15 protein-coding genes are annotated in these 19,515 nt (G+C 35.7%); 1 reads left to right on the plus strand and 14 read right to left on the minus strand.

The features are described 5' to 3' along the window. Nucleotides 1-80: 80 nt before the first annotated feature. On the minus strand, nucleotides 81-2,684 hold the full coding sequence (gene clpB, locus LNQ34_RS21175; RefSeq protein ID WP_202702485.1) for an ATP-dependent chaperone ClpB: 2,604 nt from the start codon (nucleotides 2,682-2,684) through the stop codon (nucleotides 81-83). A 207-nt stretch (nucleotides 2,685-2,891) separates the two neighbouring features. On the opposite strand from clpB, the gene ytxJ reads away from it, so the two are divergent. Beyond that, nucleotides 2,892-3,281 carry a bacillithiol system redox-active protein YtxJ gene (ytxJ, locus tag LNQ34_RS21180; protein WP_202702486.1) on the plus strand — a complete coding sequence of 130 codons (390 nt, stop codon included), beginning with the start codon at nucleotides 2,892-2,894 and terminating at the stop codon, nucleotides 3,279-3,281. An 84-nt stretch (nucleotides 3,282-3,365) separates the two neighbouring features. On the opposite strand, the gene LNQ34_RS21185 is transcribed toward ytxJ, so the two are convergent. From LNQ34_RS21185 to LNQ34_RS21245, 13 genes are all read right to left on the minus strand, one after another. After that, on the minus strand, nucleotides 3,366-4,532 hold the full coding sequence (locus LNQ34_RS21185) for a hypothetical protein (RefSeq protein ID WP_230001150.1): 1,167 nt from the start codon (nucleotides 4,530-4,532) through the stop codon (nucleotides 3,366-3,368). Then, entirely contained in the window at nucleotides 4,529-5,530 is a 1,002-nt protein-coding gene (locus tag LNQ34_RS21190; protein WP_230001151.1) for a DUF2157 domain-containing protein, read from the minus strand. Before LNQ34_RS21190 ends, LNQ34_RS21185 begins: the two co-directional genes overlap by 4 nt. A gap of 185 nt (nucleotides 5,531-5,715) precedes the next feature. Then, nucleotides 5,716-6,996 (minus strand): argininosuccinate lyase, encoded by a 1,281-nt coding sequence (gene argH, locus LNQ34_RS21195; protein ID WP_230001152.1) that lies wholly within the window; start codon nucleotides 6,994-6,996, stop codon nucleotides 5,716-5,718. Nucleotides 6,997-7,233: 237 nt separating this feature from the next. After that, complete coding sequence (locus tag LNQ34_RS21200) at nucleotides 7,234-8,304, minus strand: M20 family metallo-hydrolase (RefSeq protein ID WP_230001153.1); 1,071 nt, start codon at nucleotides 8,302-8,304, stop codon at nucleotides 7,234-7,236. Between the two features lie 85 nt (nucleotides 8,305-8,389). Continuing rightward, nucleotides 8,390-9,166, minus strand: coding sequence for an acetylglutamate kinase (gene argB, locus LNQ34_RS21205; protein WP_230001154.1), 777 nt, complete (start codon nucleotides 9,164-9,166; stop codon nucleotides 8,390-8,392). Nucleotides 9,167-9,257: 91 nt separating this feature from the next. Beyond that, complete coding sequence (locus tag LNQ34_RS21210; RefSeq protein WP_230001155.1) at nucleotides 9,258-10,205, minus strand: N-acetylornithine carbamoyltransferase; 948 nt, start codon at nucleotides 10,203-10,205, stop codon at nucleotides 9,258-9,260. Nucleotides 10,206-10,293: 88 nt separating this feature from the next. Next, nucleotides 10,294-11,055: a glutamate 5-kinase gene (gene proB, locus LNQ34_RS21215; protein ID WP_230001156.1), complete on the minus strand. Its 762-nt coding sequence runs from the start codon at nucleotides 11,053-11,055 to the stop codon at nucleotides 10,294-10,296. Nucleotides 11,056-11,239: 184 nt separating this feature from the next. After that, nucleotides 11,240-12,433 (minus strand): glutamate-5-semialdehyde dehydrogenase, encoded by a 1,194-nt coding sequence (locus tag LNQ34_RS21220; RefSeq protein WP_230001157.1) that lies wholly within the window; start codon nucleotides 12,431-12,433, stop codon nucleotides 11,240-11,242. An 87-nt stretch (nucleotides 12,434-12,520) separates the two neighbouring features. Then, nucleotides 12,521-13,660 (minus strand): aspartate aminotransferase family protein, encoded by a 1,140-nt coding sequence (locus LNQ34_RS21225; RefSeq protein ID WP_230001158.1) that lies wholly within the window; start codon nucleotides 13,658-13,660, stop codon nucleotides 12,521-12,523. 78 nt (nucleotides 13,661-13,738) lie between these two features. Further along, nucleotides 13,739-14,716 (minus strand): N-acetyl-gamma-glutamyl-phosphate reductase, encoded by a 978-nt coding sequence (gene argC / locus LNQ34_RS21230; protein WP_202702496.1) that lies wholly within the window; start codon nucleotides 14,714-14,716, stop codon nucleotides 13,739-13,741. Then, nucleotides 14,709-15,902 carry an argininosuccinate synthase gene (locus LNQ34_RS21235; protein ID WP_017497102.1) on the minus strand — a complete coding sequence of 398 codons (1,194 nt, stop codon included), beginning with the start codon at nucleotides 15,900-15,902 and terminating at the stop codon, nucleotides 14,709-14,711. Before LNQ34_RS21235 ends, argC begins: the two co-directional genes overlap by 8 nt. 66 nt (nucleotides 15,903-15,968) lie before the next feature. After that, entirely contained in the window at nucleotides 15,969-16,610 is a 642-nt protein-coding gene (locus LNQ34_RS21240) for a GNAT family N-acetyltransferase (RefSeq protein ID WP_017497103.1), read from the minus strand. Nucleotides 16,611-17,078: 468 nt separating this feature from the next. After that, entirely contained in the window at nucleotides 17,079-19,349 is a 2,271-nt protein-coding gene (locus tag LNQ34_RS21245; protein ID WP_230001159.1) for a M1 family metallopeptidase, read from the minus strand. Between the last annotated feature and the right edge of the window lie 166 nt (nucleotides 19,350-19,515).

The raw sequence follows: 19,515 nt of genomic DNA on the forward strand, positions 1-19,515 counted from the left end.
TATTACCAAGAAAAGATTGTGTAAAAAAAAACACCAGCATTTCTGCTGGTGTTTCCCATACTTCATAATTAACTGAAAAATTATTCTTCCTTATGTGTTTGATTTCTAAAAACCAATTGCCCGTCAAAAGCGTCTAACAGGATGATACTGTCTGTTGTAATTTTTCCTGCCAGAATTTCTTTTGACAGCTGATTTAGTACTTCTCTCTGAACGACTCGTTTTACAGGTCTCGCACCAAACTGAGGATCATAACCTTTGTCTGATAAGTACGCAATAGCTTCCGGAGTGGCATCCATTGTAATACCTTGCAGTGCCAGCATTTTTGTAACACTCTTCAGCTGTAAACCTACAATTCTGGAAATATTATCTACGGTTAAAGGTGTAAACATCACGATCTCGTCAATACGATTGATAAATTCCGGACGAACAGTTTGTTTCAGTAATCCTAAAACTTCAACCTTTGCCGATTCAGTAGCTGATTCAATACTTCCTTTTAAGTTTTCAAACTTATCCTGTATAATCTGACTTCCCATATTAGAAGTCATAATAATAATGGTGTTTTTAAAATCAGCCAGACGTCCTTTGTTATCCGTCAAACGACCTTCGTCTAAAACCTGAAGCAGAATGTTAAACGTGTCCGGATGCGCTTTTTCGATCTCATCTAACAGAATAACAGAATATGGTTTTCTACGAACCGCTTCAGTCAGCTGGCCACCTTCATCATACCCCACATACCCAGGAGGCGCACCTACCAAACGGCTCACACTATGACGTTCCTGATATTCACTCATATCGATACGGGTCATGGCATTTTCGTCATCAAAAAGATATTCCGCCAAAGCTTTAGCCAACTCCGTTTTACCCACTCCGGTAGTTCCTAAAAACAAGAACGTTCCAACGGGTTTTTTCAAATCCTGCAAACCGGCACGGCTTCTGCGTACAGCATCACTCACCGCTTCAATTGCCTCTTCCTGACCTACCACACGTTTGTGCAATTCGTCTTCCAAATGCAATAATTTTTCTCTTTCGGTCTGAAGCATTTTCATCACCGGAATTCCGGTCCATTTTGCAACCACTTCAGCAATGTCTTCACGGGTTACTTCTTCTTTAATCAAAGAATTACCAGATTGAAACTCCAGCAATTGCTTTTGTAACAGCTCCTGACGTTCCTGCGCTTCTTTTATTTTACCATAACGAATTTCGGCTACTTTTCCATAATCACCATCACGTTCCGCACGTTCCGCTTCGTATTTAAATCCCTCTATTTCGAGTTTTACCGCCTGAATTCCGTCTACAATATCTTTTTCTGATTTCCATCTAGCATAGATCTCATTACGCTCTTCTTTTAAGTTCGCGAGATCCATACCCAGGATTTTCAGTTTGCTTTCTTCTTTTTCACGCTTAATGGCTTCAATTTCAATCTCCAGCTGCATGATTTTACGATCCAATACATCCAGCTCTTCAGGTTTTGAATTGATTTCCATGCGCAGTTTCGAAGCGGCTTCATCCATCAAATCGATAGCTTTGTCCGGCAAAAAACGATTGGTAATGTAGCGCTGTGACAATTCTACCGCAGCGATAATGGCCTCATCTTTAATCTGAACTTTATGGTGCGTTTCATACTTTTCTTTAATTCCACGTAAGATCGAAATCGCACTTTCTGTGTCTGGCTCATCAATTAAGATTTTTTGGAAACGACGTTCCAGCGCTTTATCTTTTTCAAAATACTTTTGATATTCATCCAAAGTTGTTGCTCCGATTGCTCTTAATTCACCACGAGCCAAAGCCGGTTTCAGAATATTAGCTGCATCCATCGCGCCTTCTCCTCCACCTGCACCTACAAGCGTGTGAATTTCATCAATGAACAAAACAATATCTCCATCGGCAGAAGTAACTTCTTTTACTACTGCTTTTAAACGTTCTTCGAATTCACCTTTAAACTTTGCACCGGCAATTAATGCTCCCATATCCAAAGAGAAAACGATTTTATCTTTTAAGTTTTCCGGCACGTCACCATCTACAATTCGGTGCGCCAGTCCCTCTGCGATAGCCGTTTTACCAACTCCCGGTTCTCCGATTAACATTGGGTTGTTTTTGGTTCTTCGTGTTAAAATCTGTAATACACGACGGATTTCCTCGTCACGTCCGATGACAGGATCAAGTTTTCCGGTACGAGCCAGTTCGTTTAAATTTTTAGCGTATTTGTTTAATGAATTGTACGTTTCTTCAGCTGAAGCCGATGTTACTCGTTCTCCTTTTCGGAGTTCTTCAATGGCAGCCTTAAGCCCTTTTCCAGTAACTCCCTGATCTTTTAAAATCTGTGAAACTTTGCTTTTAGAATCAAAAATAGCTAAAATTAAATGTTCGATAGAAACGTATTCATCGTTCATTTTTTGGGCAATAATTTCCGCTTCATTCAATGCTTTGTTTGCGTCTCTGGAAAGTAATATATCACCTCCCGAAACTTTTGGAAAGCTTGCAATAGTGCTGTCTAATATTTGTAAAAACAGCGGTACATTTACGTTTAGTTTTTTCAAAATAAACGGAGCAACATTTTCATCTACTTCAAAAATAGCTCTAAAAATGTGTTCATTTTCAATCTGTTGTTGTCCGTTGCGTTGCGCCAGTTGCTGCGACAACTGTATAGCCTCCTGCGACTTTATTGTAAATTTATTTATATTCATATGTATAGGATTTAGGATTGATTATTAGTGATATTGTTCGATGTACTTAAAATTACAATTTATTGGATTAAATTTTTAACTTTAAATATTCTAACTTTGCTCAAGAACATTCAAATTATATTCCACACTAAAAATACAGACAAAATGTCGCTTAAAATTGATTTTTAATCTATTTTTAACGTCAAAAAGTCATAAAACAAGTCAAATATGAGTTTTTTAAATTCAATCTTCGGAAATTCAGAGTCAGCAGACACTCCAAAAAGCAATGTAAATTGGACTCAATTAACCGATGTTGCCCAATTAATGGAAATCGAAGCGATATCCAACGAAAAACCGGTAGTCATTTTTAAACACAGTACAAGATGCAGTATTAGCCGTATGGCTTTGAAGCAATTCGAACGTGAATATGCTCTAGAAGATACTGTAGGTGCTTATTTTTTGGATTTAATAGCGTATCGTGATGTCTCAAACGAAATTGCATCGCGATTCAGTGTCTACCACGAATCTCCACAATTAATCCTGATCAGAAACGGGAAGGCTGTTTATGATGTTTCTCACAGCGATATTGATGCAGAAGCATTAAAAAATAAAATCTAGATTTTTTTTGTAAAATGCGAGATGTGAAATGTTACTAGGATAGTTTCACATCTCACATTTTACATATAACATCTCACATTTAACTTAAAAAGTTCCTTCTGAGCCTCCTCCACTGAAACCGCCACCTCCAAAATCCATTGGAGAGTCTTCTGGCTTCGCTTCGGGTTTTACTCCAAATGCCGAAGCAACAATTAAGGTTTCCATATTTAAAAATGGGTTTGACGAATTCAATCGATCCGGTTTAAATGTTAGACCACTTTCTTTGTCTTTAAGTTTCTTTATTGAAAAATAAGCTATTGCAAACAAAACTATCCCGCCAATTGTCAGCGCAATTTCTATTGGTAAAACCGAATAATAAAACCGAATGGTATAAATTGAAAAGCCTACCGCTAAAAAACTAATCCAAAGTAAAATTCGATCCTTAGTTTTCAAAGCCTGAACCAAATACACAAGAGGCACGATCAAGGTAAAACCATAAAAGAAAAAAGCAAATGGTATGTCCTTCCCTATAACAATTGGATTATCCATAAAAGCCACCGAAAGTTCCCTAACCACTAAATAATTACAAGAAAGATAAAACAATATCAGACAAAAACTATTGGCAAACAGAAGCCCATTATAGTGATACGTTTCGGTTAGTTTTTGAATATTCTTCTTAGTAAAAAAGTAAAATCCTGCCGAAAACAATAGCGTTACAAAGGGTAAAATCATTTTTCCAATTTCTCCCAGTTCTAATAGCCCAAAGAATAAAATAGCAGCCGAAGCCATGCAAAACACCAATAATGCCGGCAAATTCAAATATCTTCTATAAAGCAAAAAGGATTTAAATGCCACAAAAATGGCAATTATGAGCTCGTATCCTTCGGTAGTGATTGCCACCGCAATTCCTAAATTCAAAATTGATCCTAAAACAAAAGCATCGTCTAAACCGTGTCGGTAATATTTCAGATTAGCCAAAAGTTCGGCTCCAACAAAACCAACCAAAGCAAAAATGTAACAGCAGATACTGAAAAAGAATTGCTCTCCGCTAAGTCCTAATAATGAAATGGCTCCGCAAATGGAGAGATACAACAATGATCCCAGCAGAAAAAATCCCAGTCGAACCAAAATATTGTTTTGCATTTTAAAAGCAGTCAACTCACTTTTAATTCTATCTTTCTGATTTTTATCTATAAAACCAGCTGAATACAGAGAAGCTGCTTCTTCTATTAAAGTTAAATCATCTAATTCCTCTTTATCGTATGCTGTCATGCTGCAATTTCTTTATTGAATTTCTTAATTAATTTAATGAATAGTATGATTGAACCTATAAAATATAAAGGAAGTATTAAAATAAATAATTCCCAGATATCAGAAAAATTAATACTCTCAAAAACTCTAAACACGAATATATTGAGACCTATATAAGCATAAATAATCATAAAAACATACAATGAAATGGCTTTAAGCTTGTAGCTTGCTTTATAAAAATAATACGTTGACGCAGCCAAAACAATTGCAAAAAGTACCCAAATACCATCTGTATAAAAATCCGTCAGGTTATGAATTAATGCAATACTGGCAATGTGCAAGGCAAAAGTGTGATAAATGATATTGAAATGCGTTTTTAACTGAATTCTGGAGCTGTAAACGGTCCATAAAATAAGTAAAACAGCCAATAAAATTGCCGAATAACTTAAACTTGGATCCTGGTAGAAATTACTGTTATTGACCAAATCCTGTGGTGTAACGGAAAGTCCGACATAAGCTGCCAAACCAGTAATCGCGATTGTCAAAACGCTTTTATTATCGAAATAATACGCACAAAAGAAACTTACCAGAGTTGGAATTAAAGTTGCCAGTCCGTAATGCGTTCCGAAGGTTTGGTACTGGAACTGTAAATACCCAATAAAAATACAAGTAAGTATAGTAGCGGCCAAAACCAAGTATTCTAAAACCGGATGCTCAAAGGTAGTTTCTGTTTTTTGAAATCCTCTGGCATTTTTAAAACAGAAGTAAAAACAAACTCCAATAACAATCAACAACAACGAAAGAATTGCAATGTGACCTATTGAATCAATATTTTTATAAATTAATATTCCGATTCCTGAAGTAAACAACAATACGGACAAGTACAGGGCTAATTTAAGTTCTGCATTTAACGAAAAAATATTCAATCCGCGATAGGACGTAATTTCCTCATACTTATTTTTACTCAATAATCCCCTTTCCCAAAGGCCTTTGGTGGCCTGATCATCAAACTTATTCATACTTTACTTTTCAAACTAAAAATCAAAAATAAACTTTTTTTATCAAGAACAATCATCGTAAGTAAAAAAAAACCTACTAAAGTCAATCATTAAAACGCAAAACCCGAATACTTTTAAACTGTAATAATCAAAAAAAACCGATTCGCATCAGATACAAATCGGTTTTTTTGATTGGTTCGCTTCCTTTATAAAGCTGCTTTCATTTTATCTTTAATGGCATTCAGGCATAAATTGTTGATACTGCCTTCATGGGTGTGTTTTGTTTCTTTAGGCGATTGGTAGGTTCCGGCTTCCAATTGTTCTGCAACTTCTTTGTACGCGTCTCTGAAAGGTATACCAGCTACTACCATTTCGTTTAAAGTATCTACTGTAAACAAATAATCGTATTTTTTATCTTTCAGTATGTTATCTTTTACGCTAATATCTTTTACAGAAAAAATAGCAATATCCAGACAGGCTTTTAAGTTTTGAATCGCAGGAAACAAACCTTCTTTTAAAAGCTGAAAGTCTCTGTGGTAACCACTCGGTAAATTATTGGTGATTAAAGTTATTTCGTAAGGAAGTGACTGAATCTTATTGCATTTTCCTCTGATCAATTCAAAAACATCCGGGTTTTTCTTGTGAGGCATAATACTGGAACCTGTTGTAAGATGCGATGGCAAACTTATAAAATCAAAGTTCTGGCTCATATACAAACAAACGTCCATGGCAAATTTTGACAAGGTTGCAGCGACACTGCTCATAGCAAAAGCTACTGTTTTCTCTGCTTTTCCACGGCTCATTTGAGCAGCAACGGCATTGAATTTTAAGGTTTCAAATCCTAATTCCTGAGTGGTAAAAGTTCTGTTGATTGGGAACGAGCTTCCATATCCTGCGGCAGATCCCAGCGGATTCTGGTCGACTACTTTCGAGGCTGCATTTAACATGGTGACGTCATCAATTAAGCTTTCGGCGTAGGCTGAAAACCACATTCCAAAAGACGATGGCATCGCAATCTGCAAATGTGTATATCCGGGTAACAAAACATTCTGATGTTTCTCTGCTGATTCCATCAACAAATCAAAAAGTGTTTTTACCTGCTCTTTTATTGCTTTTAACTCATCTTTTAAATACAAATGAACATCTACCAAAACCTGATCATTACGGGAACGCGCTGTGTGAATTTTTTTTCCGGCGTCTCCCAGTTTTACGGTGAGTAAATACTCTATTTTGGAGTGTACGTCTTCAAAACTGTTTTCTATTTCGAAATTTCCAACAGCAACATCAGCAATAATCTCATTTAACGCATCCACTAAAGAAGTGGTTTCTTCCTGAGTTAACAAACCAATTTGCCCGAGCATTTTGGCATGAGCGATTGAACCTAAAGCATCATATTTTGCTAAAACTAAATCCAGTTCACGATCGTTTCCTACAGTGAATTGTTCGATTTGTTTATCTGTTGGTATTCCTTTTTCCCAAAGTTTCATAACTTAGATTTTTAGACTTCTTAGATCGTTAGACTACTTAGATTTTTAGATCTTAATTTTCTAATTTATTCTAATGTTGTCGTTTATATTGTTGGTGTTTCTAGCCCCGATCGCAGTGGAAATCCTTTTATTTTTTTCTTTAAAAAAATAAAAGATTACTTCACTTAATTCTCATTTTAATCGGAGTTCAGTGAACTTCGTTTGGAACGGATAGCGGGAAATAGCTCCTAATTAATATTATAATTTAAAGAAATCGGTTAGTATTTTGATATACAAATCGATTCCTTCTTCAATTTCATTTACAAAAATAAATTCATCTGCTGAATGTGAACGCAGGGTTTCACCAGGTCCTAGTTTTAAAGACTGGCAACTCAAAACGGACTGATCTGAAAGTGTAGGCGAACCATAAGTAGTTCTTCCTAAAGCGATTCCGGCTTGTACCAAACCATGTGCAACCGGAATTGATGAAGCATTCAGGTGCATTGATCTTGGTGTTACTTCGGCGTTTACATTGGCTTTTACTACTTCCAAAATTTCGGTATTCGAATAACAATCAGTCACACGAATATCGACCACTAAATCACATTCTGACGGCACTACATTGTGCTGTTTTCCTGCACTGATTTGTGTTACGGTCATTTTTACAGGTCCTAGAACCTCTGAAATTTTATCGAATTTATAATTTTTAAACCATTCCATTACGGGAATTGATTTATAAATAGCATTATCGTCGTTTTGATGTGCAGCATGACTCGCAGTTCCTTTGACTTTTACATCTAAAACTAACAATCCTTTTTCGGCAACTGCTAACTGCATTAAAGTAGGTTCACCTACAATAGCGCAATCTAATTGGGGTAAGTGCTTTAAAACGCTGTTTAAACCATTCTTTCCGCTGCTTTCTTCTTCGGCAGAAGCTACAATAACGATATTATGCGATAAGTTTTGGTTTTCGTAGAAGTGTACAAATGTTGCCAGCAACGAAACCAGACAGCCTCCGGCATCATTACTTCCTAATCCAAATAATTTCCCATCCTTTTCGATGGCTTTAAACGGATCGTTAGTATAAGCCTGATTAGGTTTTACGGTATCGTGGTGTGAGTTTAATAAAAGTGTTGGTTTATTTTCATCGAAATATTTGTTGAAAGCCCACACATTATTGTTTTCTCTTTGAAAAGGAATTTCGTTTTGATTGAACCAATTTTCGATTAAAAGGGCTGTTTGGTCTTCTTCACTTGAAAAGGAAGGGGTCTCGATAAGACTTTTTAATAAATTAATTGCTTCTTTAGTAAGCGTTTCTATGTTTTTCATTTTTATTAGGTACTGAGGCACTAAGATTCTGAGGTTATAAGACTGCAAAAGTCTTGGTTTCTTAGGAACTTAGCAACTTTTTCTTTTATAACGTAATCGTTGTATGTGGAATCTCTGAATTTTGAAGCATTTTGTGGTGTCCAATTTTAATTTGCTGTACTCCTCTTGACAAACTATTGAAGCAATTATCTAATTTTGGAATCATTCCTGAATGGATTACTTTTTCTTCTTTAAGTTTGTTGTATAAGGCTTCGTTGATTTCGGTTATTACTGATGTATCGTCTTCTGAATCCTGCAAAACGCCTTGCTTTTCAAAACAATAGGTCAATGTAACCTCAAAAACTTCAGATAAAGCAATGGATAACTCACTTGCAATGGTATCGGCATTGGTGTTTAACAATTGTCCGTTTTTGTCATGTGTGATGGCACAGAAAACAGGAACAATTCCGTTTTCTAATAACGTAGCCAATAACTTGGTATTAACTTGTTTTACATCTCCCACAAAACCATAATCAATTGTAGGATGATTTCGTTTTACAGACTGGATTAAATTTCCGTCGGCTCCTGAAAATCCGATCGCATTATTGTCTTTTGCCTGTAATTGTGCTACAATATGTTTGTTGATTTGGCCTGCGTAAATCATGACTACAACATCAAGCATTGCGGCATCTGTAATTCGACGCCCCTCAATCATTTGTGGTACCAATCCAATACTTTGAGCCATTTTTGTAGCCGATTTTCCTCCACCGTGAACTAATACTTTATGACCTTCAATCTTAGAAAAATCAGTTAAGAATTGCTCTAACTCCGCCGGATTATCGATGATGTTTCCACCTATTTTTATTATTGTAACTTTTTCCATGAGGTTCTAAGTTGCTAAGGTTCTAAGGGACTAAGTTTTTTTCAACAGTTTCTCAGCATCTTAGAAACTCAGAACCTTAGTACCTCCAAAATTATAATTTCTTCAAAATCTTCTGTAAAACTAACTGTGCTGAATACGTTCTGTTATTGGCTTGCTGAATTACAATTGAATTCTTACCGTCAAGCACTTCATCGCTTACAATAACGTTACGACGAACAGGAAGACAATGCATGAATTTCCCATTGTTAGTTAAAGCCATTTTCTCGGCCGTAACAGTCCAGTTTGAATCTGTATTGGTTACTTTTCCGTAATCGTTAAAATTGCTCCAGTTTTTTACGTATACAAAATCGGCATTCTCAAACGCTTTGTCTTGATCGTGTTCTATTTTACAGTCTTTTGTGATTTCGGGGCTAAGTTCGTAACCTTCGGGGTGTGTGATTACAAAATCCATATCTTTTTGCATTTGCATCATTTCTACGAATGAATTGGCAACGGCCTGTGGCAAAGCTTTCGGGTGAGGCGCCCAGGAAAGTACTACCTTGGGTTTATGCTTGGTTTTGTATTCTTCCATGGTAATAGCATCCGCCAAAGACTGCATCGGATGACGAACAGCACTTTCCATATTAACTATGGGTACGGTTGCATGTTTCAAAAACCCTGAAATTACTGTTTCAGCATAATCTTTTTCTTTGTCTGCCAGACCTGCGAAAGCACGAATGGCAATAATATCGCAATACTGAGACACTACTTCTGCAGCTTCTTTAATGTGCTCTGACGCACCGGAATCCATAATGGCTCCGTCTTCGAATTCTAATGTCCAGCCTTCGTTGGTAAAATTCATCACCATAACATTCATCCCTAAGTTTAGAGCTGCCTTCTGAGTGCTCAAACGCGTTCTTAAACTTGGATTGAAAAATAACATCCCTAAGGTTTTATTCTTCCCTAAGGCCTGATTTTTAAGCGGGTTCTTTTTAATTTTTAACGCCCCTTTTACCCATTTTGATAAGGAGTCGATATCTTGTATTGAAATGTAATTCATTGTTTTTTCTTTTTAATTTAGATAATGTGATAATTAGAAAATTGGATAATTGTGTATTATCTAATTAACTAATTTTCTAATTGACTCATTAGATTATTTTAGTAAAAGGTATCTCATCCTTTATAGCCTTCAAAATAAAATTATCATCTAATCCATTTACGATCCAGGTTTCAATATTGGCTGCTTTTGCAATTGCGGCAGCTTCTATCTTCGACTGCATCCCTCCTGTTCCATGTGATGATTTTGATTCTCCAATTTCTTTTTCCAATATTTTTAAATCCTGTACCAATTTGATTGTTTTCGGAATTTCATCGTGAATAGAATCTTTGGTATAAATCCCATTTGTATTGGTAGCAATAATCAGAATATCAACATTTAAAAGAACGGCTGTCAGTGCTGCCAATTTATCGTTGTCTCCAAACCGAATCTCATCTGTGGCAACCGTATCATTTTCATTAATAATCGGGATGTAATTGTTTTCTACCAAAACGTTTATGGTATTGACAATATTGACTTTAGACTGCTCTTTCTCGAAATCAGAATAAGACAATAAACACTGCGAAGTCAACAAACCTAAATCGCTGAAATTCTCATGAAAAATCCGCATCAAATGGGGTTGGCCAATTGAAGCTAATGCTTGTTTCACTACAATTTCTTTTCCTTTACTTTCGAGCTTTACAAATTGCTTTGCCGCTGCAATTGCTCCGGAACTCACAATTACAAACTCGTATTCTTTGTTTAAAGCTGCAATCTGCATTCCGAGGTCTTCAATCTTTCCCCGTGAAATATGATTGGTTTCTTTGGTTAAAGTATTACTTCCAATTTTTAATAAAATCCGCTTTTTTGACATGCTGTATTTTTTTTACCGCAAAGGGCGCAAGGTTTTTTTATACTGTTTGTGTTTACAAATGCTAAGTTCGCGAAGCTTTGTTTTTGATAAATTCCAATCTTTAAAAGTCCAAATTCCAATAATTTAAAGTCTAAAATTCTAAGAAGTCTAACAATCTAACTGTCTAATTATCTAATTGCCTCAATTACCTAATTTGCCCTTCTCCATACACGTACCATTTATTGGTTACGAGATGCTGAAGTCCGATAGGGCCCCGCTGATGCAATTTATCAGTACTTATCGCTAATTCTCCTCCCAGGCCAAACTGACCTCCATCTGTAAAACGTGTTGAGGCATTTTGATAAACGGCTGCAGTATCCACGGCATCCATAAATTCCTGTGCTGCCTTATCGTCTCTTGTAATAATTACTGCCGAGTGTCCTCCACAATATTTATTTATTTTTTCGATTGCCTTTTCTTCAGAATCAATGCTTCCGATTACTATTTTATAATCCAGAAATTCCTCGTACCAAATATCTTCGCTTTGAAGTGTTTCTGTATCTTCAAAACTTTTTAGCGACTCATCAACAATTACTTCTACTTTATACTGTTTTAATTCTTCGATTAAAATAGCTGTAAATCCTTCAAAATTGGGTAGTTTCGAATCTATTAAAACCTTATCGACTGCGTTACAGGCTGAAATTTTAGAGGTTTTGGCATTTATAATGATTTTCAAAGCCAAATCTGTATCTGCTTTTTCATGAACGTAAACAAAGTTATTTCCTCGTCCGCTTACAATAACCGGGCAAGTGGCATGTGCTTTTACAAACTCAATTAACTTTTCTCCTCCTCTTGGAACAATTAAATCTACTTTTTGAGTTGGTTTTTCTAAAAAGGTCTGAGTCTCTGCGCGATTAAAATTCAAATATTCCACCCAGTCCTTCGAAACTCCATTTCTCTCTAAAGCCTGATGCCATAGACTCACAATTTTCAAATTCGATTTTAAAGCTTCTTTTCCTCCTTTCAATAAAATCTTATTTCCGGATTTGAAAGCTATTCCCCCGGCTTCGATTGTAACATCGGGGCGGGATTCGTAAATGATTAAAATCGTCCCGAAAGCGGCCGTTTTGTTAATCACTTTTATGCCATTATCATGAATAAAATGAAAACGTTCAACTCCAACGGGATCTTCTTGTGAAGCCAGTTGATTGAGTGATACAATCATTTCATCCACTTTTTTATCATCTACCTTTAAACGCTCTTCCATTGCTAAGTCTGAGCCGTCATAATCAGCAAGATCTTCCTGATTGGTTAAGATAATCTGGTTCCGCTCCTGCTCGACCAGCTGCGCCATAACACGCAAAACCAGATTACGTTTTTCAATTGATAATGGGTTCATTTTTTTGGTTTAATTGGTTAGTTGTTAATTCATGTAATCGATTAATCAAATAAACGATTAAACGAATTAACAGTATATGGTTAAACTTTAATTTTTAAGTTCTTCCAAACTCTCTTTTAAAGCTTTTACAAACGTATCAATGTCTGCTTTTTTTACGGTAAGCGGCGGTAAAATTCTAAGTAGATTTTTGTTGTTGGCACTTCCTGTAAAAATGTGTTTTTCGATGATTAGTTTTTTCCTTAAAGCTGCTACATCAAAATCAAATTCTACTCCAAGCATCAAACCTTTTCCTTTTACTTTTTTAATTCCTTCAACTTCTTTAATTTTTTCTAAGAAATAAGCTGAAACTTCGTTTACATTCTTCTGCAACTCCAGTTTTTCAATTACATCCAGCACTGCAATTCCTGCAGCACATGATAAATGACTACCTCCAAAAGTGGTTCCCAACAATCCGAAACTTGCTTCAAATTTTGGAGAGATTAAAATAGCTCCAACGGGAAAACCATTCCCCATTCCTTTGGCAACCGAAATAATATCAGCGTTGATTCCGTGATGTTGAAAGGCGAAAAATTTTCCACTTCTTCCATACCCTGACTGTACTTCGTCTAAAATCAAAACCACATCATGCTTTTTACAGGCTTTTTCTAAAGCTTGAAAAAATTCAGTTGTTCCCTCGTCTAAACCTCCTACTCCTTGAATTCCTTCTATAATTACTGCTGTAACATCACCTTTTGCAAGTTCTGCCTCAACTAATTCGATTTGATTTAGGGGTAAAAAAGTAACTTCCTGTTGCGCATTTATTGGTGCAACAATTTTTTTATTATCAGTAACCGCAACTGCTGCAGAGGTTCTCCCGTGAAAAGAATTATCAAAAGCTACAACTCTTGATTTTCCGTTATGAAAAGAAGCTAATTTTAATGCATTTTCGTTAGCTTCAGCACCTGAACTGCATAAAAACAATTCATAATCTTCTAATCCGGAAAGCTTTCCTAATTTCTGAGCCAGCTCTACCTGTAATGGATTCTGAATCGCGTTGGAATAAAATCCTAACTGATCCAATTGGTTCTTTAATTTAGTTACGTAATCCGGTTGTGTATGGCCAATCGAAATTACACCATGTCCGCTGTACAAATCTAAGTATTCTACTCCTTTGTCATCTACAATTGTACAATCTATAGCTTTAACCGGAGTGATGTCGTATAATGGGTAAACGTTGAATAAGTTCATTTGTTTTTGTTTAATTGTTTAATCGTTGATTTGTTTAATCGATTAACCGAATTAACGATTAACCGCTTAACCAACAATTTAAAATCCGCTTGGTTTCAATTTTAAACCGGTGGTTTCTTCTAATCCGAACATTAAATTCATATTTTGAATGGCTTGTCCTGAAGCACCTTTGGTTAAATTATCAATAATTGAAGTGATCAGAATCCGGTTTCCTTTTTTCATTAAACTAATGATACATTTGTTCGTCTGAACAACTTGTTTCATATTGATGTTTGTCGTTGTCACAGTCACAAAAGGCTCATTTTTATAGAATTCTTCGTATCTGGATACCGTCTGTTCCAGACTTTCATCAGAAATGGTATAAAGTGTGGCAAAAATTCCTCTTGGAAAATCTCCTCTGTTTGGAATAAAGAGTAATTCACTTTCAAAATCATCTTGTAACTGAACTATGCTTTCCCCAATTTCTCCCAAATGCTGGTGTTCGAAAGCTTTGTAATGTGACATATTGTTGTTTCTCCAGCTAAAATGAGACGTTTCTGAAAGTCCCACTCCCGCTCCGGTACTTCCGGTTGTTGCATTAATATGTACATCATTAAGCAACAGATCACTGTTTGCTAAAGGCAGCAGAGCCAATTGGATCGCTGTAGCAAAACAACCCGGATTTGCAATATAATTTGCCTTTTTGATCGCCGGTTTATTCAATTCCGGAAGACCATAAACAAAATCTTTTCCTTCAAAATGGGCATCTTTGTTCAATCTGAAATCATTTCCCAGATCGATGATTTTCGTGTGGCTTGCAAACTGGTTCTCTTTCAAAAACGAAATAGATTTTCCGTGACCAAGACATAGAAACACCACATTTACATTCGGATTAACCACATCTGTAAAGTTCATTTCGATATCTCCCATCAAATCCTGATGCGCTACAGAAAGCGGTTTTCCTGAATTGGTTGTACTGTAAACAAAATCGATGTTTACTTTGGGATGATACATTAAGATTCTGATGAGCTCTCCGGCTGTATAGCCTGAGCCACCAATTATTCCGATATTAATCATGATCTAAATGGTTTACAGATGAAAATATGTTTTGAGCATTACCTAAAATCTTAATAAATCCTTTTGCATCGTCAGATGTCCACGCATTATTCATTTCTCCATACTGACCAAAACCTGTATTCATTAGATCATTTTTAGATTCAATTCCATCAAGTGAAAAATGATAAGGTTTTAGCGAAACTGTTACAGTTCCGTTGACTGTTTTTTGAGTATCCTGCAAAAAGGTTTCGATATTACGCATTACCGGATCTAAAAACTGACCTTCATGGAATAACATTCCGTACCAATTTCCTAATTGTTCTTTCCAATATTGCTGCCATTTACCAAGTGTATGTTTCTCTAATAAATGATGGGCTTTGATAATAATTAAAGGTGCAGCGGCTTCAAAACCAACTCTTCCTTTAATTCCGATAATCGTATCACCTACGTGAATGTCTCTCCCGATAGCATAAGCATTTGCCAGCTTTTCAAGTTTGACAATATTTTTTTCAGGAACATCTTTTTTACCGTTTAATGCCACTAATTCTCCCTGCTCAAAATGCAAAGTCACTTTTTCTTCTCCTTCTTTTTGCAATTGTGAAGGATAAGCTTCACTTGGCAGAGGTTCACTTGACGTTAAAGTTTCTTTACCTCCAACACTAGTTCCCCAAAGTCCTTTGTTAATTGAATATTGTGCTTTCTCCCAAGAATAATGCACTCCATTTTTAGACAAATAATCTACTTCTTCTTGTCTTGAAAGTTTTAAATCTCTAATTGGAGTAATGATTTCAATTTCGGGAGCAATAGTCTGGAAAATCAAATCGAAACGGATTTGATCATTTCCTGCACCCGTACTTCCGTGTGCAATGGCACTTGCTCCAACTTTTTTAGCATATTTGATTGCTTCAATTGCCTGAAAAACACGTTCAGCGCTCACTGATAGCGGATATGTATTGTTTTTTAACACGTTTCCGAAAATCAAATATTTTATAGCTTTGTCATAATATTTGTCTACAATTGTTAGGTTTGCGTGTTGTGCACTTCCTAATTCATACGCTCTCTTTTCGATAGCTGACAATTCTTCTTCATCAAATCCTCCTGTATCTACCAGAACCGTATGAACTTCGTATCCTTTTTCATTTTTTAAATATTTCAAACAATACGAGGTATCTAATCCTCCACTATAAGCTAATACAACTTTTTTCATTTTTTATAATTTAGGCCAATACTTTCGTATTTAGCAAGTTTGAGATTCTAATTTTTAGTTTATTTTTTAAGATAAGAACCCGAAAAACAATGTTTTATTCAGGAACAAAGCTTGTTTGATTTTTTTCAATCTGCTTAAAACCGCTACGTTAAATGGGTGTTTTGGCGGATCTTTTTGTTTGTCTTTCGGGTCATGCAACATCCCTGTACAAAGACACATTTTGTTTTCTTTGCTTTTTAAAATTTCGTAATTCGTACAGGTTTTACATCCAGCCCAAAAACTTGGATCGGTAGTCAGTTCGGAAAAAGGTACAGGTTTATATCCTAAGTCAGAATTTATTTTCATAACCGCCAAACCTGTTGTAATACCAAATATCTTGGCATCAGGATATCTTTCCAGAGAGTAATCGAAAACTTTTGATTTGATTTTTTTGGCTAAGCCTAAACTTCTGTAATCCGGATGCACAATTAAGCCGGAATGAGCAACAAACTTTCCGTGCTCCCAACTTTCGATGTAACAAAAACCTGCAAATTTTCCGTCTGCCAAAGCAATCATCGCATCACCATTCGACATTTTTTTCTGAATGTATTCAGGAGTCCTTTTAGCAATCCCGGTGCCTCTTAACAAGGCTGATGATTCTATTGTATCGCAAATTTCCTGTGCGAATTTGAAGTGTTCTTCCTGAGTAACAACAATAGAGATTTTCATTTCAATAGTTGAAGTTAGAGTTAAAAATTAAAACGTATTGTTTAGTTTGAAATCCTGAATTCAATCCAATAAAAATAAGCAAAATAGAAGTAACATTCTCAAAATCAAAAACTTGATTAAGAAAATTTAAAAAACAATATATACTTTTAGGATATGTTTGTCCAATGGACAAATGATGTGATTTCAAAATGAAAAATGAATATAAATAAATACGCGGCGAAAAACTCTGTGGATACTATAGAGATAGTGTCCGTACTTCGGGAGAAGTTACAGCTGAGTTTGTCCGTGACAAAGAAGTTATATGTAAACTTATTTTATTCATCGACTGCAAAAGTACACTATTTTTTTATTTACAAAACAAAAAAATAAAATTCTAACATTTTTTTTACAGAATGTTAATATTGGTCCATAAAAAACCCGATAGTTAAAAATAACTATCGGGTTCTTAAGTATTTACTTTTTTATATTTTAATTTTTAGTAAACGGTATTGCATCACCGCTACTCAAAATAATCATATCAAAACCTGTTTTAGCCTCATTAAATTTGAACTTTAGTCCAGCTTCAGCTGATTGAAAGACATCTTTTTCATTTTCTACCGCCTTTACTGTAAACTTCGGATAGTTTGTTATCAGAACATTCAATGCATTATTCTTTTCTGTAAAATCGATTTTCAAAGGAGCTTTTGAAGTTGAGTAGGTTCCTAAATAACCATCCAAAACTACATCTTTTTCTATTTTACCGTTACTGGTTGTCCAAACATTATTAGCATCATTATTGTCCGGAAAAACATGATCCGGATCAAGCGTGATACTTTCTATTTCTTCAGTAGAATTGTGTTTAAACGTCCAAACATTGTTACGTTGCCATACTTCAACAGGCAATTTAACTCTTGTCACTTTCCCGCTTTTAGTTTTCACATCTAAAATAACCGGCATAGGCATTTTATCGAAATTCTCAACTGTGATTGCAACTCCTTTTGACGGATCATTTTTTATGTACTTAATTGAATTGATCCCCTGATTAAAGTGCCAATTGTTTACAAACCAGCTTCTCCAGAACCAGCTTAAATCTTCACCTGCAACGTTTTCCATTGATCGGAAGAAATCATCCGGCTGAGGATGTTTATAAGCCCAACGTTCGATATAAGTACGGAAAGCAAGATCAAAACGCTCTTTTCCTAAAATCTGCTCTCTTAAAATTACCAAACCAGAACCCGGCTTAAAATAACACAGCATCCCAATATTAGCCTCTTTCATATTATCAGGAGAACTCATTATAGTTTCCAGATCCGGTCTTGTGAATGGCTCTGCTAATTTGTGCAAATTCGATGGCGCTTCTTTATATTCGCCCTTATTAAATTCCTCAGTGCTTAATGAATTAATAAAAGTATTAAATCCTTCATCCATCCAGGCGAACAATCTTTCGTTTGAACCTACAATCATAGGAAACCAGATATGTCCAAATTCATGATCGGTTACCCCCCATAAATCTTGTCCTTTTGACTCCCAGCTACAAAACACAATACCAGGATACTCCATTCCTCCTTCATTTCCTGCAACGTTTGTGGCCACCGGATAAGGATATTCAAACCATTTTTTAGAATAGTGCTCAATTGATGCTTTTACATATTCAGTAGAACGCCCGTAAGCTTCTTTTCCGCCACTTTCTACCGGATAAGCTGATAAAGCCAATGCCTTTTTACCACTAGGCAGATTAATTTTGGCACCGTCTAAAACAAAAGCAGCCGAAGAAGCCCATGAAAAATCACGAGCATTTTTTATTTGATAATGCCATGTTTTCTCTCCTGTTGTTTTTGAATTTGCTGTTGCAGCAACTTCTTCGGCAGAACGAATTGTTACGGTTTTATCGCTTTGCCCCGCTTCTTTATAACGCTTAAGTTGTTCTGCAGGCAATACTTCTGCTCCATTTATTAATTCTCCCGATCCCACAACATAATGATTTGCAGGTACCGTTAGTTTTACATCAAAATTTCCATACTCTAAATAAAACTCTGATGCACCCAAGTAAGGGGCAGTATTCCATCCTTTTACGTCATCGTACACACACATACGCGGATACCATTGCGCAATTGTAAAAATTTTACCGTTTTTAGTTTCCAAAACTCCCATTCTGTCCGATCCTTCAAAAGGCGCAATGAAAGAAAACTCAATTTTAATTTTTACAGCTCCCCCTTTTGATACTAATGTTTCAGGAAGAAATATCTGCATTCTGGTATCTGTAACTACATATTTTGCTTCAATTTCAGTCTTTTTCTTTCCACCTGAAATTACTTTAACTGATTTAATTTTGTTTCCTCCATCAAAAACCTGTCCCTGAGCACCGTTACGGCTTCCCGATAGCGGCACCACCGCATTCCCTCTTGAATCACTTTTGAATAAATTCTGATCTAAATTCAACCATACAAATGACATTTTTTCCGGACTATTATTGGTATAAGTAATTTCATCTGTACCGGTAATCTCATTTGTAGTTCCGTTTAATTTTGCCGTTATCTGATAATCGGCTCTATTTTGCCAATATTCAACTCCCGGCTGACCGTTTGCAGAGCGCGTTGGTGTCCCATTTTTGGTATAAAAATTTGGCCCAAACGCATCGTGGTAATCGTAATTGTTAACAGGATTTACTACTGTTGCAGGAGGTGTTTGCTGTGCCCAGACAGAAGAAACTCCAACAAACAAAGCCATGGTTAATAAGGCTTTTGAGGATTGTTTTTTCATAATTTTTAGCTGTTTATGTAGCAAATTAATGAAAAAAAAAGCTATTTACAGAGAAATTATAAAACGTAAATCCAATTTTAGCAAAATTTTATGCAAAAAATATTTTAAGCTATTTTCCTAAAAAAATAAAATTTATAAAATATATTTACATCAACATATCAGTAAT

The sequence above is a fragment of the Flavobacterium lipolyticum genome (assembly GCF_020905335.1).
GTDB lineage: Bacteria > Bacteroidota > Bacteroidia > Flavobacteriales > Flavobacteriaceae > Flavobacterium > Flavobacterium lipolyticum.

Bases quoted from the DNA above. Each gene is read 5' to 3' on its own strand.
- LNQ34_RS21240 (WP_017497103.1), bottom strand. From the start codon at position 16,610: ATGAAAATCTCTATTGTTGTTACTCAGGAAGAACACTTCAAATTCGCA.
- LNQ34_RS21185 (WP_230001150.1), bottom strand. From the start codon at position 4,532: ATGACAGCATACGATAAAGAGGAATTAGATGATTTAACTTTAATAGAA.
- LNQ34_RS21220 (WP_230001157.1), bottom strand. From the start codon at position 12,433: ATGAACCCATTATCAATTGAAAAACGTAATCTGGTTTTGCGTGTTATG.
- LNQ34_RS21190 (WP_230001151.1), bottom strand. From the start codon at position 5,530: ATGAATAAGTTTGATGATCAGGCCACCAAAGGCCTTTGGGAAAGGGGA.
- LNQ34_RS21210 (WP_230001155.1), bottom strand. From the start codon at position 10,205: ATGAATTACATTTCAATACAAGATATCGACTCCTTATCAAAATGGGTA.
- LNQ34_RS21235 (WP_017497102.1), bottom strand. From the start codon at position 15,902: ATGAAAAAAGTTGTATTAGCTTATAGTGGAGGATTAGATACCTCGTAT.
- proB (WP_230001156.1), bottom strand. From the start codon at position 11,055: ATGTCAAAAAAGCGGATTTTATTAAAAATTGGAAGTAATACTTTAACC.
- clpB (WP_202702485.1), bottom strand. From the start codon at position 2,684: ATGAATATAAATAAATTTACAATAAAGTCGCAGGAGGCTATACAGTTG.
- argB (WP_230001154.1), bottom strand. From the start codon at position 9,166: ATGGAAAAAGTTACAATAATAAAAATAGGTGGAAACATCATCGATAAT.
- LNQ34_RS21200 (WP_230001153.1), bottom strand. From the start codon at position 8,304: ATGAAAAACATAGAAACGCTTACTAAAGAAGCAATTAATTTATTAAAA.
- argH (WP_230001152.1), bottom strand. From the start codon at position 6,996: ATGAAACTTTGGGAAAAAGGAATACCAACAGATAAACAAATCGAACAA.
- ytxJ (WP_202702486.1), top strand. From the start codon at position 2,892: ATGAGTTTTTTAAATTCAATCTTCGGAAATTCAGAGTCAGCAGACACT.
- LNQ34_RS21225 (WP_230001158.1), bottom strand. From the start codon at position 13,660: ATGAACTTATTCAACGTTTACCCATTATACGACATCACTCCGGTTAAA.
- argC (WP_202702496.1), bottom strand. From the start codon at position 14,716: ATGATTAATATCGGAATAATTGGTGGCTCAGGCTATACAGCCGGAGAG.
- LNQ34_RS21245 (WP_230001159.1), bottom strand. From the start codon at position 19,349: ATGAAAAAACAATCCTCAAAAGCCTTATTAACCATGGCTTTGTTTGTT.